Source organism: Rhizobium sp. BK661 (assembly GCF_024808825.1).
Taxonomy (GTDB): Bacteria; Pseudomonadota; Alphaproteobacteria; order Rhizobiales; family Rhizobiaceae; genus Rhizobium.
Genome location: NZ_JANTYT010000022.1, coordinates 33,685 through 54,713, shown reverse-complemented (window position 1 = coordinate 54,713; position 21,029 = coordinate 33,685). Strand labels below are relative to the sequence as shown.

18 protein-coding genes and 3 pseudogenes are annotated in these 21,029 nt (G+C 58.7%); 10 read left to right on the top strand and 11 right to left on the bottom strand.

What is annotated here, in order from left to right:
- Positions 1-10: 10 nt before the first annotated feature.
- The 3 genes from FHX16_RS27020 to FHX16_RS27010 are packed head-to-tail and all read right to left on the bottom strand — an operon-like array spanning position 11 to position 3,773.
- On the bottom strand, positions 11-1,498 hold the full coding sequence (locus FHX16_RS27020) for an NAD-dependent succinate-semialdehyde dehydrogenase (protein WP_183757832.1): 1,488 nt from the start codon (positions 1,496-1,498) through the stop codon (positions 11-13).
- Positions 1,499-1,515: 17 nt separating this feature from the next.
- A complete protein-coding gene (locus FHX16_RS27015) occupies positions 1,516-2,742 on the bottom strand; it encodes an iron-containing alcohol dehydrogenase (protein ID WP_183864028.1) in 1,227 nt (408 codons plus the stop codon).
- Positions 2,739-3,773, bottom strand: coding sequence for an Ldh family oxidoreductase (locus FHX16_RS27010; RefSeq protein WP_183864029.1), 1,035 nt, complete (start codon positions 3,771-3,773; stop codon positions 2,739-2,741). The genes FHX16_RS27015 and FHX16_RS27010 overlap by 4 nt, the downstream gene beginning before the upstream one ends.
- Positions 3,774-3,884: 111 nt before the next feature.
- On the opposite strand from FHX16_RS27010, the gene FHX16_RS27005 reads away from it, so the two are divergent.
- From FHX16_RS27005 to FHX16_RS26985, 5 genes are all read left to right on the top strand, one after another.
- The gene (locus tag FHX16_RS27005; RefSeq protein ID WP_183757838.1) at positions 3,885-4,565 is read left to right on the top strand and encodes a GntR family transcriptional regulator; all 681 of its coding nucleotides are present in this window, start codon (positions 3,885-3,887) and stop codon (positions 4,563-4,565) included.
- Positions 4,566-4,575: 10 nt separating this feature from the next.
- Positions 4,576-6,153 carry a sugar ABC transporter ATP-binding protein gene (locus FHX16_RS27000; RefSeq protein WP_405049328.1) on the top strand — a complete coding sequence of 526 codons (1,578 nt, stop codon included), beginning with the start codon at positions 4,576-4,578 and terminating at the stop codon, positions 6,151-6,153.
- The gene (locus FHX16_RS26995; protein WP_183757841.1) at positions 6,150-7,142 is read left to right on the top strand and encodes an ABC transporter permease; all 993 of its coding nucleotides are present in this window, start codon (positions 6,150-6,152) and stop codon (positions 7,140-7,142) included. The genes FHX16_RS27000 and FHX16_RS26995 overlap by 4 nt, the downstream gene beginning before the upstream one ends.
- A gap of 57 nt (positions 7,143-7,199) precedes the next feature.
- Positions 7,200-8,150, top strand: coding sequence for a substrate-binding domain-containing protein (locus FHX16_RS26990; protein ID WP_183864030.1), 951 nt, complete (start codon positions 7,200-7,202; stop codon positions 8,148-8,150).
- A 61-nt stretch (positions 8,151-8,211) separates the two neighbouring features.
- Positions 8,212-8,829 (top strand): DJ-1/PfpI family protein, encoded by a 618-nt coding sequence (locus tag FHX16_RS26985; protein ID WP_183864031.1) that lies wholly within the window; start codon positions 8,212-8,214, stop codon positions 8,827-8,829.
- A 307-nt stretch (positions 8,830-9,136) separates the two neighbouring features.
- Here the strand turns inward: FHX16_RS26985 and FHX16_RS26980 are convergent, their stop codons facing one another.
- Entirely contained in the window at positions 9,137-9,589 is a 453-nt protein-coding gene (locus FHX16_RS26980) for a hypothetical protein (RefSeq protein WP_246720187.1), read from the bottom strand.
- A 935-nt stretch (positions 9,590-10,524) separates the two neighbouring features.
- Positions 10,525-11,448 (bottom strand): LysR family transcriptional regulator, encoded by a 924-nt coding sequence (locus tag FHX16_RS26975; protein WP_183864033.1) that lies wholly within the window; start codon positions 11,446-11,448, stop codon positions 10,525-10,527.
- 256 nt (positions 11,449-11,704) lie between these two features.
- Here FHX16_RS26975 and FHX16_RS26970 point away from each other — a divergent pair, with 256 nt between their 5' ends.
- Positions 11,705-12,523, top strand: a complete 819-nt coding sequence (locus tag FHX16_RS26970) for an alpha/beta fold hydrolase (protein ID WP_183864034.1) — start codon at positions 11,705-11,707, stop codon at positions 12,521-12,523.
- Positions 12,524-12,774: 251 nt separating this feature from the next.
- Here the strand turns inward: FHX16_RS26970 and FHX16_RS26965 are convergent.
- The 3 genes and pseudogenes from FHX16_RS26965 to FHX16_RS26955 all read right to left on the bottom strand — a co-directional run bounded on the left by FHX16_RS26965 (position 12,775) and on the right by FHX16_RS26955 (position 15,600).
- A pseudogene (locus FHX16_RS26965) lies at positions 12,775-13,326 on the bottom strand (integrase).
- A gap of 381 nt (positions 13,327-13,707) precedes the next feature.
- Positions 13,708-13,857 (bottom strand): annotated as a pseudogene (locus FHX16_RS26960) (SDR family oxidoreductase); the annotation flags it as partial.
- A 399-nt stretch (positions 13,858-14,256) separates the two neighbouring features.
- The gene (locus tag FHX16_RS26955) at positions 14,257-15,600 is read right to left on the bottom strand and encodes a PLP-dependent aminotransferase family protein (RefSeq protein ID WP_259131362.1); all 1,344 of its coding nucleotides are present in this window, start codon (positions 15,598-15,600) and stop codon (positions 14,257-14,259) included.
- A gap of 178 nt (positions 15,601-15,778) precedes the next feature.
- On the opposite strand from FHX16_RS26955, the gene FHX16_RS26950 reads away from it, so the two are divergent.
- Genes FHX16_RS26950 through FHX16_RS26940 form a run of 3 tightly spaced genes read left to right on the top strand, consistent with a single transcriptional unit; the run spans position 15,779 to position 17,005 of the window.
- On the top strand, positions 15,779-15,958 hold the full coding sequence (locus tag FHX16_RS26950; RefSeq protein ID WP_259131360.1) for a DUF1127 domain-containing protein: 180 nt from the start codon (positions 15,779-15,781) through the stop codon (positions 15,956-15,958).
- Positions 15,955-16,734: a sulfite exporter TauE/SafE family protein gene (locus tag FHX16_RS26945; protein ID WP_259131358.1), complete on the top strand. Its 780-nt coding sequence runs from the start codon at positions 15,955-15,957 to the stop codon at positions 16,732-16,734. Before FHX16_RS26950 ends, FHX16_RS26945 begins: the two co-directional genes overlap by 4 nt.
- Positions 16,715-17,005 (top strand): hypothetical protein, encoded by a 291-nt coding sequence (locus FHX16_RS26940; protein WP_183757859.1) that lies wholly within the window; start codon positions 16,715-16,717, stop codon positions 17,003-17,005. The genes FHX16_RS26945 and FHX16_RS26940 overlap by 20 nt, the downstream gene beginning before the upstream one ends.
- Before the next feature lie 1,104 nt (positions 17,006-18,109).
- Here FHX16_RS26940 and FHX16_RS26935 read toward each other — a convergent pair.
- Positions 18,110-18,676, bottom strand: a complete 567-nt coding sequence (locus FHX16_RS26935) for an HWE histidine kinase domain-containing protein (protein WP_246712699.1) — start codon at positions 18,674-18,676, stop codon at positions 18,110-18,112.
- Positions 18,677-18,720: 44 nt separating this feature from the next.
- Positions 18,721-18,954 (bottom strand): PAS domain-containing protein, encoded by a 234-nt coding sequence (locus tag FHX16_RS26930; RefSeq protein ID WP_259131355.1) that lies wholly within the window; start codon positions 18,952-18,954, stop codon positions 18,721-18,723.
- Positions 18,955-19,183: 229 nt separating this feature from the next.
- Here FHX16_RS26930 and FHX16_RS26925 point away from each other — a divergent pair.
- Positions 19,184-19,628: pseudogene (locus FHX16_RS26925) on the top strand (3-hydroxyacyl-CoA dehydrogenase family protein); the annotation flags it as partial.
- Positions 19,629-19,838: 210 nt separating this feature from the next.
- Here FHX16_RS26925 and FHX16_RS26920 read toward each other — a convergent pair.
- A complete protein-coding gene (locus FHX16_RS26920) occupies positions 19,839-21,026 on the bottom strand; it encodes a diguanylate cyclase (protein ID WP_183757861.1) in 1,188 nt (395 codons plus the stop codon).
- Positions 21,027-21,029 lie beyond the last annotated feature (3 nt).

The following is a 21,029-nucleotide window of genomic DNA, read 5'->3' as shown; positions in this document are numbered from 1 at the left end:
CAACTCCGCTTCAGAAACTCGTAGCGATATATTTGGCTTCCATGAACTCGGCAATGCCATGGTGCTGTCCGCCCTCGCGCCCCAACCCGCTCTGCTTTACGCCGCCAAACGGCGCTGCCGGATCGGAGACCAAACCTCGATTGAGGGCGATCATACCTGCTTCGATGGCGGAAGAAACGCGTAGGCCGCGTGCAAGGTCACGGGTGTACACATAGGCTGCAAGACCATATTCCGTATCGTTGGCACACGCTATGGCTTCTTCCTCGTCATGGAAACGGTAGAGCGGTGCAACGGGACCGAAAATCTCCTCTGACATCATCTCCGAGTTTACCGGGACGTCGGCAAGGACAGTCGGCGGGTAGAAGAAACCAGACCCGGACGGCGCCTCACCGCCGCATAGAACGCGCGCGCCCTTGCCTTTTGAATCGTCAACCAGGCGGCTGATTTTTTCGACCGCCTTGCGAGTGATCATCGGGCCGCAGTCGGTCTCGGCGTTGATGCCCGGACCGACCTTTAAGGCGGCCATACGCTTGGCCAATCCTTCGGCAAATGCGTCGTATATGCCGGATTGCACGTAGAAGCGGTTTGCTGCCGTACATGCCTCGCCCGCATTGCGCATCTTGGCGATCATTGCCCCGTCGAGCGCGGCACCGAGATCGGCATCATCGAAGACTACGAAGGGCGCATTGCCGCCGAGTTCCATTGAGCACGAGATGACATGCTTCGCTGCCGCTGCAAGCAGTTGTTTACCAACGCCTGTCGATCCCGTGAAGGAAAGCTTCCGTACACGCGGATCTGCCAAAACATGTGCCGTCACAGGCCCGGGATTGGTGGTTGTCAGAACGTTGACGACGCCCTTCGGCACGCCAGCCTCTTCGTAGATTGCCGCAAGTGCGTAGGCCGTGAGTGGCGTTTCGCTGGCAGGCTTGAGGATGACCGTACACCCTGCCGCAAGGGCAGGGGCGATCTTGCGGGTTGCCATCGCTGCGGGGAAGTTCCAAGGCGTGATCATCAGGCAGATCCCGATGGGCTGATAATCCACGATGATGCGGTTCGTGCCTGATGGGGCGATGCCGAACTCTCCTGTGATGCGTACTGCCTCTTCGGCGTTCCAGCGGAAGAACTCGGCAGCGTAGGCGACTTCGCCGCGCGCGTCACGCAACGCCTTACCGTTCTCCAACGAGATCAAGGTCGCCAGCATCTCCGAGCGTTCGACCATCAGTTCGAAGCAGCGACGCAAAATCTCGGATCGCTTGCGGGGCGGAGTGGCACGCCATGCACGCGCGGACGCCGCTGCGGCATCGACGCATGCCTGGGCATCTTCGATTGTCGCATCAGGCACAGCTGCGAGAATGACACCAGTCGACGGATCGACGACGTCGATTTGCCGACCGGACTGCGACGGCCGCCATGACCCGTCGATATATAGCCCGCGTGCAGCGGCGTCGATGTCCGGCGTTTCGCACTCGGTTGCATGGATCTGCTGGGCAATGGTCATGAGTTTTCCCTCGATGTTCAGATTGCGGAGGCTTCGAGATCGCCGTCGTAAGCTGCTCTTACAAGACGCTTCATTGCATCGAGATCGAACGGCCGTGGATTGTTCTTGATGAGCCTGTCGATGCCGAAGGCCTGTTCTGCCGTCCAATCGAGCTTGTCGGCTGCCAGCCCGAGATCGGCAAGGGTGGGGGTGATACCGATCGCTGCGAACAGCCTGCGAATTTCCTCGATCGCGGCGACGGCAAGCTGTTTTGGATCGGCACCCTCACGATCAAGCCCAAGCGCTTCAGCGATATCGGCCATTTCGGAGGTGGAAACCGACCTGTTGTAGTTCATCACGTACGGCATCATGGTTGCAACACCGAGGCCGTGCGCGGTGTGGGTCAGCGCTCCGGCTGGGTATTGGACGGCGTGAGCCGCTGCGGTCCCTGCTGTCCCGAAGGCACAACCCGCTGCCAACGCTCCCATCATGACATCGGCTCGGGCCTCTTCATCAGAGCCATCCTTGCAAGCCTTTTCGAGACTGCGCCCCAGAAGCTTGATTGCCAACAGTGCAAAATGATCGGTGAGGGCGCTCTTTCCGATAAAGACGTGTTCTTGCGCCAAAGCGGGATCGGTGCCTCTGCGAGCCGCGGTGAAAGCCTCGATAGCGTGGGTCAGGGCGTCGGCTCCGGCGATTGCGGTCAGTCCGGGAGGGCAGGTCATCGTCAGTTCCGGATCGCAGATCGCCACGGCCGCGATTAGATATGGGCTGGATATGCCGACCTTCAGCGTGCGGTCGGTGTCGGAAATGACCGCAACGGGTGTGACCTCTGATCCCGTTCCTGCCGTTGTTGGCACGGCAATGACGGGGATAGTGGGACCTGGGACCTTGTACTCGCCGTAGTAATCCTTCAACGCTCCGCCGTGGGTGAGCAGCAGGGCCGCACACTTTGCCATATCAAGGCAACTTCCTCCGCCGATCCCGATCACCAGATCGGGATCAAAGCTGCTTGCGTCCTCGACGCATGTCGAGACAGTAGCTGCGGGGACGTCAGGCTGGACACCATCATGAATCAGCACTGCAATGTTCGCAGCCTCCAGCGACTTGACGATCTCGCCGAAGACGGGCGTGCCAGCAAACCGTTTGTCCGTGCAGATGAGGGCGCGTTGACCTAGTTTAGTCGCAACCGAGGGGAGAGCATGGCGCTGCCCCTTGCCGAAAAGAATTTCGCGGGGAAGCCGGATGGCGGCGAAAAGGGTCATTGTCGATGTCCTCTGGCAAGTGGTTTGTTCGAGTAGGAAAGTGCGTTGAGCTCGTCCCACAGTTTGGGGCTGATCTCGATTCCGTCCTTGTGCGCCTGTTCACACCGCGACGATGCGCCGTCGCCGGGAACTGTGACGGGGCGCAAAGGATCAGCGGGGATGGAAGTTCGGATTCGCTCGAGATAGTCACTGAAGCGCCGGACCAGGGCTGGCTCTGCAGCAACGTCAATGACGATCAGCACATCTCCCTTGTTGCAGATATTGTCGGCGTCGAGCGTGCCGCGCACGTCGGGAGCCAGCGCCGAACCAGCGATCGAGGCGACGAGGAGCTCGAGCGCTATCCCGAGAGCGTACCCCTTTGCATCGCCGAAAGGCGCGATCGAACCCCTTGTGGCAGCTGCGGCATCCGTGGTCGGCTTTCCGTTGCTGTCGCGAGCCCAACCTTGCGGAATGGCGACGCCGTTGGCAGCATGATGGTGGATCTTGCCCATTGAAACGAGACCGGTTGCCAGATCGACAATGAGCGGCCTTCCGGCCGTGGGAACAGCGATCGCGAGCGGGTTGGTTCCGAGGAGCGCGCGCGTCCCTCCATAGGGGTGAACAAGCGCTTCGCTCGAGGACATGGCAATGCCGATTTGGCCGCGATCGGCCACGCATTCGACGTAGTGCGCAAGCATGCCAAGATGGTTGGAGTTGCGGATGCCAGCAACTGCAATGCCAGTTGCACGAGCCTTGTCAGCGATCCGCTCGAGCGCGGCATGGGCGACGACCGGTCCCAGTCCTTTCTGGCCATCAACCTCAAGGAAAGAGGACGAGCGCCAGTTTTGCATTCCCGCAGCCGATGTATCGATAAGGTCGCGCTCAATGCGGGACAAGATACGCGGTAGCCGCTGCAGGCCATGGGAGGGATGGCCTTTCAGCTCCCCTTCCACCAGCACGCGTGCCTGCATTGCAGCGTGGGCCGCAGGTGTTCCGCGGTCCGCAAGGAGGCGTGTTGCTAACGCCATGGCGCCGTCTTTATCTACCCTCACAACATCTCCGATATAAAATCCTATAGGATATGGGATTGCATATCGCGGAGCATCGTGTTAGCGATGGTTTGTGTCAAGAGGCAAAAAATAATGCAGGACCGGAATATAACGATGTTGAACGAAGCGCCCGACCCAAGTGGATTCATTCAGCGGAGCAACAGCCTCGCAGGCAGTGTCTATGACGCGATCTTCGCCCAGTTGATGTCCTTGAAGATTGCCCCAGGCGCAAGGATCACCGTCGATAACCTCGTCCGTGAACTCAACGTATCGCAAACCCCTATCCGCGAGGCGCTCGGTCGCCTTGAGGGAGAAGGGCTTGTGGTGAAGACCCATCTCATCGGATACAGCGCAGCGCCTCAGATCGCTCGCAGGCGTTTTGATGAACTCTATCAGCTCCGTCTGCTGCTTGAGCCTGCGAGCGCAGCCAAGGCTGCATCTGTCATGGATGAGCACAAGCTCTCCGCACTTAAAGAGGCCGCAGGTGTGATGGGCCGCCGGGACGGCGGCGACGAACGACTGCGCTATTCGACCTTCGCTCGCCAGGACGCGCTCTTCCACGACAAGATTCTCGAAATCGCTGGAAACGAGCTCATTCGCGAGACGCTGAACCATCAACACACGCACTTTCACATTTTCCGATTGATGTTTCACTCTCGGGTCACCGAGGAGGCTCTAGATGAACATGAGGCTCTGATCACCGCGTTCGCTGCGGGCGATGCTTCCGCAGCCGAAGCGGCAATGCGTGTCCATCTCGAGCACTCACGTGACCGACTGCTCCCCGCGTTCGATTAAGAGGCCGCCGATGTCGAGCGTTGTGAGCATGGAACGAAACGGAGGGGCCTCGGCGACTGAGACCCACAGCGTTGCGCGCGCTCCCGTTCTGCGCGCCGAGGGTGTCTCCAAGCAGTACGGACCAGTTACGGTTCTATCTGATGTCTCCCTCGAAATCTTCCCGGGTGAGATCCACGCGGTCATCGGCGAAAACGGTGCTGGCAAGTCGACCTTCATGCGCCTCTTGTCGGGCTACGCCGAACCGAGCACCGGGTCGCTTTCCATGAGCGATGGTGCGGTCCGGTTCTCTAGGCCGGAGCAGGCTCAACAGGCAGGTATCGTTCTTGTCCACCAGGAGATCCTGCTCGCTGACGCGCTTACCGTTGCAGAAAACCTGTTCCTCGGTCGTGAGCGGATGCGAAACGGCGTGGTCGACGACAAGGCCATGCGTCGTATCGCCAGGGAGAAGCTCTCCGAACTCGGCTGTGATGCGTCACCCAACGCGCTGGTGCGCAACATATCGCTCGCTGATCGCCAGCTCGTTCAAATCGCCCGCGCGCTTCTCGACGATTACAAGCTTGCGATCTTCGACGAGCCGACTGCAGTCCTCACCGAGGAAGAGGTCGAGCGTCTGCTTTCGATCATCATGCGACTGAAAGAACAAGGCACCGCAATTCTATACATCAGCCACCGGCTCGATGAGGTGCAACGCCTGGCCGACAAGGTAACGGTGCTACGTGACGGCAAGATGGTTGGCAGCTATCCCGGCCACACCCTAAGCCAGATGGACATGGCTCGCCTGATGGTCGGCCGCGATCTCGCCGCGCTCTATCCGCCCAAGCGGGTAAAGGCGTCAAGCGGCGTGGAACTGACTGTTCGAGACCTCTCGGTGCCAGGTTTCGTCAAGGGCGTGTCCTTCCAGGTGCGCAAGTCCGAGATACTGGGTTTTGCCGGGATGATCGGTGCCGGTAGGACGGAACTGTTCGAAGGCATCATGGGATTGCGCCCGGCAAAAGGTGTGGTTGAGTTGCTGGGCAAGCCCATCGACATCCATTCGCCGCGGGCGGCACTCGATGCGGGCATCGGGTATTTGACCGAGGACCGAAAGGGAAAAGGTCTTCTTCTGCGGGAAGGATTGGCGCCTAACCTGACGTTATCGGCTCTCGGTCGCTTTCACCCCGGGCTCCTGATGCACCGTCGCCGCGAGCGGGCCGCGCTCGCTGACGCAATCGAGCAATACGATATTCGCCTCAAGAGTACGAGGGTCCAGGCGGGCCAGCTCTCAGGCGGCAACCAGCAGAAGCTGCTGCTCGCCAAGGTACTGCTGACCGCACCGTCGATCGTCGTGATCGATGAGCCAACGCGCGGCATCGACATCGCCAACAAGGCGCAGATCTACGCCTTCATTCAGCTGCTGGTCTCGCAGGGCAAGACCTGCATCGTCATCTCGTCGGAGATGCAGGAACTGATCGGCATCTGCGATCGGATCCTTGTGATGCGGGAAGGGCGCATCGCAGGAGAGGTCTCTGGCGAAGAGATGACAGAACACAATGTCGCGCTCTTGGCGACGAGCGATGCCGCTGAACGTGTTCAGGGAGGAACAAGATGACCGTATTAACAGGCTCCACTTCGGTTAGACCGGAGCGGGAATGGAATATCGGCTGGGCCGACGTCGGACCCTTTGTCGCTTTGGCCGTGCTGATGGTGATCGGCTTTGCGATCAATCCGGACTTTCTGTCCGCGACCAACCTCGGCAATGTCATCACGAGAAGCGCCTTCATCGCCATCATCGCCGTCGGCGCGACGTTCGTGATTTCCTCGGGTGGGCTCGATCTGTCCGTCGGATCAATGGCCGCGTTCATCACCGGAATCACCATCATGTTCATGAACCGGATGGCCCCGGAGTGGGGGGTGTCGGCAATCCCGGCTGGCATGGTCGTGGCTGTAGCCGTGGGACTGTTCTGCGGCCTCATGAATGGCCTGATCGTCACTGTCGGGAAGATCGAGCCGTTCATTGCCACGCTCGGCACGATGGGCATTTTCAGGGCGCTGATTACCTACATGTCGGACGGAGGCACGATCCCGATCGACCGGAGCCTACGCGACGCTTACCGTCCGGTGTATTTCGGGACGGTCGCAGGTATACCACTGCCTATCGTGATCTCGCTCGCAGTTGCCGCGATCGCATCCTTCATCCTCTACAAGATGAAGTACGGGCGCAAATGCGCAGCCGTCGGCGCCAACGAGGACGTCGCGCGCTACTCCGGCATCTCGATCATTAAGACCCGCACTATCGCCTACGCGATCCAGGGTGCCTGCGTTGCAATCGCCGCCATCTGCTACGTGCCGAGACTCGGAGCAGCCACTCCGACGACAGGTGTTCTTTGGGAACTGCAGGTCATCACCGCGGTGGTGATCGGCGGAACAGCGCTGCGGGGCGGCAAGGGACACATTTGGGGAACGGTCGCGGGCGCGGTCATTCTTGAACTCATCGCCAACCTGATGGTGCTTTCCGATTTCGTCTCGGAATACCTCGTAGCTGGTGTCCAGGGCGTCATCATTATTATCGCCATGCTCATTCAAAGGTTTTCGAAATAATCCGTGTCAGGACCACACGGGTTCACGGTCTTCGGTCCAAATTCTGGGAGGAATGGAATGTCTACTACGAAATGGATAGCGGCCGCGGCCGTGAGTACTTTGTTCATTGCAAGTCATGGATTTGCCGCCGACAAGAAGGTCGTCGCGGTTTCGATCCCCGCAGCCGATCACGGATGGACGGCAGGTATCGTTTATCACGCTCAGGCGGCAGCCAAGGAAATCAACGCTTCGTTTCCCAACGTCGAAGTCGTCGTCAAGACCTCGCCCTCGGCAACCGCACAGGTAAGCGCGCTTGAAGATCTCTCGGCAGGCCGCAAGCTCGATGCGCTGGTCATCCTGCCCTACACGTCCGAGGAACTGACCACGCCTGTGAAGGCCGTCAAGGATTCGGGGACGTTCATCACCGTCGTCGACAGGGGTCTTAACGACCCGTCCATCCAGGACCTTTATCTGGCGGGCGATAACATCGCCGTAGGCCGTAACACGGCGAAGTTCATGATCGACAAGCTCGGCGGCAAAGGCAATCTCGTCGTACTACGCGGCATTCCGACCGTGATTGACGATGAGCGTATCCAAGGATTTCAGGATGCCATCAAGGGCACCGATCTCAAGGTTCTGGACATCCAGTACGCGAACTGGAACAGCGATGAAGCCTTCAAACTCATGCAGGACTATCTTGCCAAGTACCCGAAGATCGATGCTGTATGGGCAAACGATGACGACATGCTGCTTGGCGTACTGGAGGCCGTCAAGGAGTCAGGTCGCAAGGACATCAAGCTGGCGCTCGGCGGTAACGGTATGAAGGACATCGTCAAAAAGGTCATCGACGGTGACGCAATGACCCCGGTCGAGACGCCTTACCCGCCTGCCATGATCAAGACTGCGATCTACATGACGGTCGCCAACCTCGTCGGCCAGGCGCCTGTGCGTGGAGCGGTCAAGCTGGATGCGCCGCTTATCACCCAGGAGAACGCCAAGGAATACTACTTCCCGGACTCTCCGTTCTGATTATCAACGTCACCGGGGCGGCCAGCGCCGCCCCATCGCATGACCTAAGAGGAGTAAAATCATGTCAGGCAAGAAGATACTGATGCTGACGGGCGAGTTCACCGAGGAGTACGAGATCTTCGTCTACCAGCAGGCGATGGAAGCGGTCGGCCATACGGTGCATGTGGTCTGCCCGGACAAGAAGGCAGGGGATCTGATCAAGACGTCGCTACACGACTTCGAGGGCGACCAGACCTACACCGAGAAGCTCGGCCATTTTTTCACGATCAACAAGACCTTCTCGGAAGCCGAGGCGCAAATTGATCAGTACCACGCGGTCTACGCGGCGGGCGGGCGCGGTCCTGAATACATCCGCACCGACAAGCGCGTCCAGGCGATGGTTCGCCATTTCCACGAGACCCGGAAGCCTATCTTCACGATCTGCCATGGGGTCCAGATCCTGATCGCCGTCGACGGGGTCGTGCGCGGCAAGCGGGTTGGTGCTCTTGGCGCTTGCGAGCCTGAAGTGACACTCGCCGGTGGCACCTACGTCGATCTGTCGCCGACGGAGGCACTCGTTGATGGAACTATGGTTTCGGCGAAGGGATGGACGGCACTTGCGGCGTTCATTCGCGAGTGCCTGAAGGTCCTTGGGACTGAAATTCATCATCGTGACGACGTGGCACAGGCTGCGGAATAACCGGCAAACTTTTGCTGACCTATAGATCTTAAGTTTAAGGCTGCCATGTTGGCGGCCTTCCAATCATGAGAAAGAAAAGCGACCTCATCTTTGGGGTCGGGTTCGATCGGATAGGAGAATTCACATGGAGGCACGCCCATGGGAACGCTGTCTGACCCTCTCACCACGGACTGATCATCAAGTTCAGTGGGGACGAAGTATTCATCGAGTTCGAAAGCGCCCTAAACACTGTCCAGTGCGTGATAGCGCTCGAGGCGAGAGGCCTCGAGCAGCGCCAGTTAACTCGTTTGAAGAGCTATTTCCATCGTCAGTCGGGCTGAACTGGCCGGATCGTTTCCACCGAAATCTCCCCCTCCAAGACGCCGCGCGAGACATCGGTGCGGTTTCTGTCGATCTCGATCACCGTGTAGAGCTTGTCGTCGCGAAATGCGCTCGCGTTGACCGTGGTAACGTCATCTGCGGGCGCGGCGTCAACCTCCATGAAGTCTAGTTCACGGCTCGCCGCGACGATCCGCGCATCCCCCGCCGTTCTTGCGGCGACAATCACTACGTCATGTCCTGGCGAATTGCCCCAACGCGGATCATCTGGCTCGGCGATCGGCTCCAGACGATAGATTCGAAGCGTCTCACCAGCATCCCCGGACGCCCCCGCCGCTGCAGCGTCGGCGATTTGAGCCTGGCTCTCCACTGAACGTCCAAATGTATTGGGATTGGTCGCATTGTTGACTTCGTCGGTACCAGTCTTCGAAACGTTCGACATTTTGTCCTCCATGGTCCGACAATAACGATGTGCGTAACCAACAGTTCCCGTGCCCTCTTTAGTCGTGCTGCGGCTCGGGATCGAAGCCTTGCAGCGTCAATCCTGCAGACAGGCGTCACGACCGGCGCCAGCATCGCGTCCGCGAGATTCGGCATCTCGCCACATGCCATGAAAGATCGCGGTTGTCGGCAAGGCGCTCAGGGAGGGCAACCAGCTGGCGCTCCCGCGCGTCTGGGCGGACGCCGGAGGTCGTCAAAGCTGTGGGAGCTGCTTGACCCTCGCCATGGCGACGCCTCTCGTCCATGCCGATAGGGTTGCCAACACGCCTCGAAAGCTTCTGAAACGGGCGCTTAAGCGGGCGACATTCTCTTACGAAGGTCGAGGGCGGAAGCTCTTAGTCGACGAAACGAACGTTACGTCGCTCAAAGCAAACACACCAGAGAGCCGGTGACCAAGGGGTGCGGACGCAACAAGGCCCATCACGGGGTGAGATGAGCCTCTAGGCCGGTCCAGGAATAACGGGCCCCCACAGCAACAGCGAACGCAAATACTGACGGCGGAACCGATTTCTGTAGATCTAAGGGCGGCCCATTGCCGTCATCATGGGACGGGATCACCTTCCAGCAACAAGTGCGAAGCATCAATCTGAGAAGTTCAGACGGCCGCGGGGGCAATCTCACGCACCAAGGTCTTGAGGCGTACCGGCATCGACACTTTCAAGCCGCAACGGGCGGCCTAGGTGATCGAGGTCGCGACAAAGTCCGCGCCAATATCTGCAAGATTGATCTCAACATAGTCCTGATCGTTTGCGGTCGGCAGGGTCCGTGAACAAAGTCGGCATTCGACTGTAAACCGACATCGGCGAAAGGAATATGTCCCTAAAACCAGTCCGTCAGTTCTGGATGCGGCGCCCCTCCGACAAAGCTTGATCTCTACTATGGAACCTCAGCATAGCGGATGATGCTCTGATTCTGTACGTTCGCGACTAGTTCATCAGAACGAGACAAAAATCGGCGGAGCAAAGGTGAGGAATTTGAATCGTTGTATCCTAAGGTGAGATCAATTGTCGGAGGCACACCCTCAAGTGCTCTAGCAACGACATTTGGAGTCAGCATATTTTGCGCATAAAGCGGAATAAGCGTTATTCCACCTGTAGACACGACGAGCGACATTGCTGATGGTAGGCCTTCGCCTTCGTACTCTGCCTCGAGTGTGATCCCGACGCTCGACGCGTAATCTTGGATTACCGATTGCAATACGGGAGAAATTCTAGCCGAACTCACGTAAGTTTCGCGCGCAAGGTCCTGGGGCTGGATCTTTTTACGCGACGTCAAGCGGTGGTCCGCCGGCATCACGGCGATCAGTGGCTCCTTAGCTAAAAACTTGAAGGAGACACCAAGACTCTGCGTCTCGGGGCGAAGGAAAGCGACGTCCAGCTTGCCTCGCATCAGTGCCAGAGCAAGGTCTGGGGAAGACTGGCTAGACAATATAATATCAACCCCCGGCGCTTCCTCACGAATGATGCGCAATGCATGGGGTAGCCACACGACCTCTTGGCCTGCGAGAAAACCGATAGCGAACGACTGTTTTTCTGGCCGTTCTGCCCGCCGGGCTCCTTCCGCAGCGGCCTCGACTTGCAACAACGCCAGCCGCGCGTGATCAAGAAACACTTTACCGGCAGCGGTGAGCGTCACGCCGCGCGACTGCCGTTCCAACAGTTTCACACCGACTTCGGTTTCAAGATCGCGAATTTGCCTGCTGAGTGAAGGCTGGGAAGTGTGAAGCCGCCGTTCGGCTGCGGTCAGGAAGCTTCCCTCCTCCGCAACAGCAACAAAATAGCGCAAATGCCTCAGTTCCATCGGGTCTTCGCTATACCTTCAAGGCATAGCTCGAACGTACAAGGTATTTGTCTTTGATAAAAGTAGGATTTAATCAATGTCGCAATTTCGGGATACAATCGAACACGCCTCACCGGAGTATTTCGCTCGCGAGTCGAAAGGAAAGATGAGGTATTCCTGACAATCTTGCGTTGTTTATTTCAGCGCGCGTGGGTGAGTGGCTCTAGTTGAGCAATTATGACTTTAAATGAGTTAACAGCACGGATGGAGCGAGACCATGCCTACAATCACTACCACGGACGGCGTAAACATCTTCTACAAGGACTGGGGCTCAGGCCAGCCGATCGTTTTCAGCCACGGCTGGCCGCTGTCGGCGGACGACTGGGACGCTCAGATGACCTTCTTTCTTCAGGCCGGGTACCGGGTGATCGCCCACGACCGGCGCGGCCACGGCCGGTCCGACCAGCCCGGCACCGGCAACGACATGGACCACTGGGTTGCCGACCTCGCGGCCCTCACTGAGCACCTCAACCTGCGCGGCGCGATCCACATCGGCCACTCCACGGGTGGCGGCGAGGTAGCTCGCTATGTCGCCCGCCACCCGGAGCGGGTCTCGAAGGCGGTACTCGTCGCTTCCCTGACGCCGAACATGTACCGGAGCGAGGACAACCCATCCGGTCAGCCGCCGGAGTGGTTCGAAGCGATCCGCGCGGGCGTGCTTGGCAACCGCTCGCTGTTCTTCCGGTTCGTCCCTGAAAACCCGTTCTACGGTTACAACCTGGACGGGGCCGAGCCTTCGGAGGCGATCATTGCAAACTGGTGGCGTCAGGGCATGACCGGGGGGGCCCTGGCTCACTACGCGACTGTCGACTCTTGGCTGGAAGATTATACGGAAGACCTCAAGAAGATTACCGTGCCGGTATTGGTGATGCATGGCGAGGCCGATCAGGTCGTCCCCTTTGCGAGTTCCGTGCCGCGTGCGGTCGACCTGCTCAGGAACGGGTCGCTGAAGACCTATCCAGGATACCCCCATGGCATGCTGACCACACATGCGGATGTCCTCAACTCCGACCTGCTCTCGTTCATCAGGTCTTGACGACATCGACCGGACCGCGGCCTTCAACCTGTCACCCGGGAGTGCCGGGTGACACCTGTTGCCATTGACATGCCAGCATTGCTGGCGTTGCTGCCATCTTCGGGTTTTATTGCGCTCAACGCGATGGCAGCCTTTGGGACCTGGCCATCGTGTCCGAACGGCTGAAATGCCGGCGCATAGTCGCTTCCTCGAATCGACGGTGCCGCTCGATTATGCACGAACGGCATCGCCCGGTACGGTGCTGCAAATTTTTAGATCTCCGTGCGCTCGGCGAGGTCTATGTCAACGCCGAGATACCTCACTGAGTAATCTTGGTATGGCCAAGCAGGATCTGGATCGCTCGGAGGTTGCCACTGGCCTTGGATCAAGGCAGCCTTCGTTCGTCGAAGGGAATGCGTGCCGTGATCTTGCCGACGCAGCCAAATCCCAGTGACCCACTCATCGACCAGTCTGGCGTGTTGCCGTGTGCTGAGATGATCGGGTGGTCGACTCGACTGGGGAGAGACATAGTCATCGACTGTTCCTCCCCGTGCGGCCGGTCTTCTGAACGACCATCGCTCGAGTTCGAATTTCGTGGCACGTGACGAGGGTCCCAATTTTGATTTTTGGCAAATCGCAGCCGCGGAGCTCGCTGTCGATGGCGAGATCGAACGCGCTCGATCTCGCATCCTTCCTTCTCGGTCGAGAAAGAAGCACACTGCACAGATCTTGCGCTGCTTCAGGGGCTTCTTGACGCCAACTTGCTTGCCTGCGTTCCAAGCAGGTCGACCCAGTGCAGCAGGATCGTATTGTGAGATACCCATTTCAGTTCTCCTATGGCCACCATTGGCCAGAGGGAGAACGCAGAGCTCTCGGTTCTATGACGCGGCCGGAAATAGACTGACCGGAGTTGGGGCCCGGATGGAATTGCAACCACAGAACAGGTGAGCTCAATGATCACTTCCGCCATCATTGCAGTCATGTGAGCGCCAGGTTTACAGACCAAGAAGTTACCATTATGCGGCTACGCGCCTCTACGGCCCACCGCCGCATCATTGCGCAGGCCGGCGTTTGGCCAATGGGGCAAGTGATGCCTATGCACGAGCACTTCGCCAAATCGCGGAGGCGTTTGCGACCTTTGGTGACATTTACCGTAGCTCAGACAGGTCATGTCCACACACCGAACGGTACGGTACGCACGTGCTTTAGGTGGTGGGCACGGTCCCACCGTCGATCACATGCTCGGTGCCGGTGATCGATGACGCTCTATCAGATGCCAGGAAGGCGATCAGGTCCGCCACCTCTTCCGGCTTGGCCGGTCGTCCGAGCGGTATGCCGCCAAGCGAGTTCATGATCACCTGGATCGCCGCGTCATAGCTGAGCCGGCTTCCTCGGCGATACGCGTCCTTAGAGACTGGCCACCCTCTCTAGCACCACTAGCGTTGTACTACAGAATCCGCCAGCGGCTTTCACAGCGTTCATCCAAGCTGCGCGTGAATTTGCCGCGACCCAAGATCGGAGGACAAAGCAGGAAACGTCAATCGAAGGGAGGCTCGAGCGTGGTGCTCGCCCCCATGAGGGATTCGGCCACTTGCGGCGATCACTCGGCATTGGGCGGCCGGCGGCACATGAGGCCCGATAAACAGACTTCTCCCAATGCCAGGCAAATGGCAGCTTCTGCCACCGGCACGAACGACCGAACGTGTAAGCTGACAACTCCAGCCAAGGCGTCGAGTTAATCGACTGGAAGTTCTTCACTCCGTCGCTTCGAGATCGTGGTCACTGGACCGGAGTAGGGCGGCAAGCGTGCGGAGTCCCGTCTCGAGCTGATCGATTGAAGGCGCCGCCAGGGCAAGCCTGACGGCGTTAGGCGCGTGGCCGGGGTTGACGGCGAAGGTTGTCGACGGGGTCAATGCGATGTCGCGACGGGCTGCGGCCGCCACGAAACTCTGGGAGCGCCAGTGCTGCGGCAGCGTCAGCCACAGATGATAACAGTTCGGATTGGCCTGGAAGTCGAACCCCGCGAGACACTCGGCGGCGAGCGCCTGGCGTACCTGCGCGTCGCCGCGCTTCAGGCGCGCAAGTTCTGCGGCAGCCCCGTCCGTCATCAGACGCTCCGCCGCAGCGAATGCGAAGCCCGATGCGGTCCAGCCCCCGGAGCGCACTGCCGCCATCACGCTTTCGCGCAGCGCAGGCGGGGGGACGATGAACCCTAAGGTGAGCCCCGGTGCAATCTTCTTGGAAAGGCTGTCGACGACGATGCAGCGATCCGGAGAGAGACTGGCAAGTGGCGGGCCGTCCTCGAGAAAGCTGTACACATTGTCCTCGACGATCCAAAGATCAAGCTCATCGGCGGCGCGAACGAGATCGCGTCGACGGGAAGCCGGCATTGTCGTTCCCAAAGGATTGTGCACTGCTGGCTGAACATAGATTGCCGACAGGTTTGCCTCCTGGTGCGCCTTGCGTAGCGCGTCTAGACGCAAGCCCGAAGAATCCATCGCGAGCGGAACCAACGAGATGCCCAGTCGGATCGCGACGCCCTTTATGAATGGATAGGTCAGGGCCTCGACGCCGCATCGTCCGCCGTTCGGAACAACGGCCGCTAGCGCCGCCGCGATGCTCTGGCGGCCGTTGCCAGTGAATACGAGTTGCTCCGGGTTCGGAGACCACTCGGTTCTCGCGAAATAGGCCGCCGCGACGTCGCGTATTCCACGGGTGCCGACGCTGGTCGCTTGTCTCAAGGCAATCTCCAACGCCGCAGGCTGACCCAGTCCCTCCAGGCTCCTGGCGACGATGGCCGTTTGGTTGGGGAGGGTGGGGTAGTTGAACTCGAGATCGATCCGAACGTCGCGGGGTTCGCCCGGTGCGGCGGCGCCCCGCCTCGCTTCACCGGATATGAACGTGCCTCGACCGACCTCGCCAACGACCAGTCCTCTGCGCAGAAGCTCTGCGTAAACCCGGCTTGCAGTGGAGACAGCAATCTTACGCTCATACGCGAATGCTCGCTGCGGTGGCAGGCGATCGCCAGGTTTAAGAGCCCCGGCGGCGATCTGCGCGGCGATCGTGTCGGCGAGCTTCAGATATTCGGAATTCGCCATTATTGCTCCGAGCTCAATGTTTTTATTGTACCGATATAGTATCGGAGCATAATGCCCTCGTCAACCGGTGGCGCGGGGCACTATCACAACCGCAATCATTCCAGGCCGCCTGCCGATCTCGACCAGCGGAAGCGACGACGGCCTCGCGTTGCAGCGGGTCAACCGATGGAGAATGGAAATGATCACAGTGCTCTCAGCATTCAGGAAGGTTCTGCGCCACTACGGGCGTCGTATCGCGGTGTCAAAGCTTCGCGAACTTGACGACGATGCTCTGAAGGACATCGGTCTTGCGCGCTCTGAAATCGAGGCCGCAGCCTTCGGCCGGGTGCATGCCTACAGCCGAGGGAGGAGGTCGTGACCACCCAGCCAATCGCTGCAGATCTGACCTTGATGACCGTTCTGGTCGCTTTCACAGGGGTCTTCTTGATCTGCTTCCTGAAAGGGGCGTTCGGAGGAGGATTCGCTATTGTCGGGATCCCGCTCCTGTCGCTCGTGATGGATCCGGTAACCGCCGGTGGCCTGCTCGCTCCCCTGTTTGTCGCCATGGACCTCTACGCGCTCCGCTATTGGAAGCCAAACACGTGGTCGCGGCAGGATCTCGCCCCGTTGCTTCCCGGACTTATTGTCGGAATCGGGAGCGGATATCTGCTTTTCCGCTTTCTCGACCATCATGCGATCGAAATCGTCATGGCTGTCGTCACACTGATCTTCGTTGGGCTGTGGCTCGCGGGAGGCGGCGGCGTTTCCATTCGGCCTCGATCGACACCCAAGGCTGTTGCAGCCGGGCTGGCGTCGGGCATCACCACGATGGTTGCTCATTCCGGCGGACCGCCGCTTGCGATGTACCTGCTGCCGCTCGGTTTGACCAAGGAAGTCTATGCGGGAACGACCAGCCTCTTCTTCACGGTCGGCAATGCCACCAAAGCCGTTCCGTGGTTGATGCTGGTGCGGCCGGAAGGTGCTGACCTGGTGCTAATGGCCGTATGCTTGCTCGCGGTTCCCAGTGGTGTCGGAATGGGCTGGCGACTTCATGGACGTCTCGATCAACGCCAGATCTTCCGCGCATGCTACGCACTGCTTGCTGTGACTGCTGTGAAGCTTCTGTGGGACGGTGTTGCCGGGTATCTGGTATGAAGATCACCAGGAGGTGAGGGTCGATGTGGTGGCGATGTCCTTCCGTCCGTCGCTCAAGAACGTCGTCGGAAAAAGGCAGGCGGTCTCGCGGGATACAACTATTCCCGGCGATGCGGAAGGCGGGAGAGGACGGGTTGGTCTGGACGGTCATCGATTTGTGGGGATTCCTTTCGAAGCCGAGCAGGAAGGTGTCTGGCACCACGATTCGTTTTCGGGCCTCTGGGGTTTCGAAATTGAAGACCTGATTGTCTATCTCAAGGCAAATCCATAGACCGCGAAATGATGGACGCGAATGCTTTGGAGACATACGCGAGGTGGAGATGTTCGGCTTTTTCAAGCGAAGAAAACATGTCCTGCTTTCACCCGAAGTCCAGTTGCTCTGGATCGAAGTGGAGAAATTCCGAGTCCGCTATCGAGCGAACGGTGCCGCAATGACACGGCAATCGATGCAGTCGCGACCGAAAATTTCAGGCGACCAATTCATGAGGTACCTTCGCAACTGACCTGATCGTGAAGAGCGGTTGGTCCGTGACCGATGCAGCAAATATGATAGTCGCCGAATATGTTTCTTGCCGAAGGTCTAACGGGGCAGATGCTCGGTCACCGAGTTATCCTCAGTGAAGGACAAGCTGTTCAAGGTGTGCACAGAATGACAAGTTCTAGTCGGATGCCTGCACAGCAGGGCTATGACGGGATTCGAGAATTAAAGAGATTGCCACTATGGGGTCGCGCTCCACGTGCAGACGCATCGCTGCAATGGCAGTTGCCTCCAGTCGGAGCCGCAGCAATGAGCGGCGACTGGCGAGGATCTCAAGCTGAAGCTCGAAGACTTCGTCGATGCGCAGGTCGTGCTGGTCGCCATGTCTCAGGTCTTCGGCGCGATCCAGAAGAAAACTCGAAGTCCGAGATCAGCAATCAGCTCGATGCGACACCGGGCGAATGTCTCGGCCATCGGACGCCGGCCTAGGTCTTCCGCAAGAAGCTACGCGCGCAGATGAAACATGTAGCTTAACGCGGCGCGCAAGTCGCGGTTCGCCATGAACCCTCAATCTCTGGACAGCCGTCTCGCTCACTGATCGCGGTTGGCAAGTGCGGAAGGTGCTTGTCGGTAAGTGGCGCGATCCCTACTAGCCGTCGATCAGCTTACGAATGGCTCGGACAAGTTGACCTTAATCGGTGGGCTTTCCCACATTCAACGCGGTGGCGAGGATAGGGAAGGGAGCCAGTTCGTGCGCTGCGGATGCGGTTGCAAGCACAAAGGGGATGCCTCGCTTCTCAAGCTCCACCGCCACTGGCGTGACCTTCTGCCGCCTCGTCCTCGACCACGAGAACGCTGTCGCCGTGGTTTCCACTTCCTCGGGGGCGCTCACATTTCTCACACCGGGATCTTGATTAGAGCGATAAAACCCTCAGCGGGATAGGAAAGTTCCACCGATCCTGCGATGTGGACGCTGAGCCCTTCGATCAGTTCGCTCCCATAGCCCCTCCGCTGCGGATCCGACACAGGTGGCCCGCCTTTCTCGCGCCATTGACAGGCGATCAATTGGCGCCCTCGCGTTCCGGTTTCCAACTCCCAGCTCACGTGGATGCGACCTTGCGACTCGGATATCGCACCGTATTTCATCGCGTTGGTGGAAAGCTCGTGGAAAATCATGCTGACTGGAAGCACTTTCGCGCTTGGCACCTCGACGGTCGGACCTGAGCAATCGAGCCGTTTCGAAACTCCGATGCTGATCGACTCCCTCATGAGGAATTCGAAATCGGCAGTCTCGGAACGGGCGGCGATGTCCTGCGGCTTGAACGTCACGTCGAGGCGACCGAGCAAAGCCTCTTTGAAGTTCGCCGCATCAGGCTGATCGGCCCGTGTGTTCGTGATGACGGATCGGACAACAACCGACATGTTCTTCATTCGATGCCGCATTTCCGCGACAATGAAGTCCATTTCAGCGTCGTGACGTTGGCGTTCCGTCACGTCCTCGAACATAACTAGGATATTGCGGCTGTTGTCGTCGGGATGGATAAGCCGCCGCGCGTCCACGGAGGAAGGTCCGTGGCCCGATGTTCGGGAATGTCCCACTGTCTGTTTCCGAGAGAGAAGAAATTTTCTGAGAGAATGTCGTCCCTGTCGACCCCGAAGGCTTCTATGAACGCATTGTTGGCTGTCGTCACGCAGAAATTCTGATCGATGACGACGACCGGTTGCGTCATCGTGTCGACCACATGCGTATTCCTCCGCGCTCGCGGCTTCCCGTATATGGCATCCTTTGGGCTTTGATCGGCCCATGTGATCAGCTCACTCACGACGGCATCATTGTACGGCGTCTGAACAACGGCTGGCTATAGGGGCATCTGCCTCCGCCTCGCCGAAACGCTTCGAGAAAATGAACTTCTTTTTTTGTTCGACAAGGCATGGCTGAAATGTGAACAGCCGGGCCGCCCTTGCGACCCCCATCCGGCACCTGCGATGCAGCTGGTGGAGCTGATCCGGGGCGATGCGACCAGCAGAGAAACATTCGAGACGGTTTATGACGTCATCAAGCGACTCGGCAAAACTGCTGTGGTCGTAGATGACTATCCGGGCTTCACCGTGCATCGGACCTCATTTCAATGATCAATGAAGCGGTCTACGCTCTGCACGAGGGGGCGAACTCAGTTCGCGAAATCGACAACAGTATGCGGCTGGGTGCCGATCGCCCAATGTGACCGCTCGAACCTGCCGATTTCATCGGTCTGGACACCTGCCTCTCCGTTATGAGTTCGTGCGCGTAGGGCTCGCGGACAGCAAATATCGACCTAGTCCCCTGCTGGTCAAATACGTCGAAGCCGGCTGGGTCGGACGAAAGTCAGCGAAAGGATTTTACGACTATCGCGGGGATGTGCCGGTGCCAAGCCGCCAATTTAGCGGGTGGACATCGCCACGGCAGTCCTGCCACCAAGAGCACGTCGTTACTCGCTCCGTTTTCTGCTGTAATAGTAAAATATGTCTCTGCCGGCCATTCCGGCCACTGATAGCGCTTTTCGGACTATGCCGCTACTGTCTCACGCAGGCTCCAAAAGCAGGCAACTTTAAGGGCTAGAAATAGTCTGGCCTGAACAGCCCGTTTTCACGACACCACCCGAATATCCGGCGACGCAGAACGGGCACTTCGAGCCTGTCTAACGCAATTTCTTCCGGCTCGCTTTGCTTCGTAAAGCGCCATGTCGGCCCGGCGCATTGTGTCGTCAAGACTCTCCCCGGCGACGACTTCCGCGACACCGAAACTTGCGCTCACGGTTAGCGACTTAGGCAAACCCTCTACAGTGATTGCCATCGTCTCGCGCCGCGCAACACCGGCAAATAGCATGGCCGCATCGACCGTGGTGTTCGGCATAAACACCCCAAACTCCTCCCCGCCGATACGCCCGACGATAAAATCCGGCTCGGCTATGGATTTCAGGAGGTCGGCAAAGGCTCGGATCACTTGGTCCCCGGCATGGTGTCCGAACGTGTCGTTGATACTTTTGAAGCGATCGATATCGCAGATCATGACAGAATGTAGGACAGCAGGTGCAACCAGGCGCGCAGCGGAGACACCATTCTCGAAGCCTCGGCGGTTGGCAAGACCCGAAAGCATGTCCCTTTCGGAATTGCTGCGCTCGTCAGCCATGATATCGAGGACGAGCACCGAAAGCAGTGTCAGACCCACCGCTACAATCAACACCGCAGTCGATCCCTGAGAAATCACTGCATAGTTCGTGTGAACGTAATCGGCGGCTTTGGTACCAGCACCCGCGGTCACCGCCAGCGCAGCTTTCGCAAAGAAATGTAGACCGGTTGCAACGAGCAGAAAGCCGAGGACCCGATCGATCTTCGCGTGGCGCGCTGAAGCAAAGACCGCCACAGCACTGGCGAGAACGACCAGGGCAAACGGTGTTTGATAAGATATGGCGTGCCGAAGCGTGCTACGCGGCAAACCATAGATAACGAGATCGAGTACGACACAAGCTGCGAAAAAAAATGTGGCCCAGAGCGGCGCTATTCGGACGTCATAAAGCTCGCCGATACCCACGCGTAGAAGGATCATCCCCCCAAGCACGCTTCCAAAGGCCAGAACGGCGAAGAGTCGCGGCAAGTCTGTGTATGCAACAAGGAGTTCACTAATGGCGGAAAGTGAAGCGACAGCGAAACCCGCCGAGAACCACAGTGCGGCCTGACGCGATCGGCTGCGCACTGCCACGACGGCGAAAACCAGTGCAAAGCAGATCGCGATGATGAAGTTCACTACAAGGAAAAAAACTGCTCCGTTCACCATTGC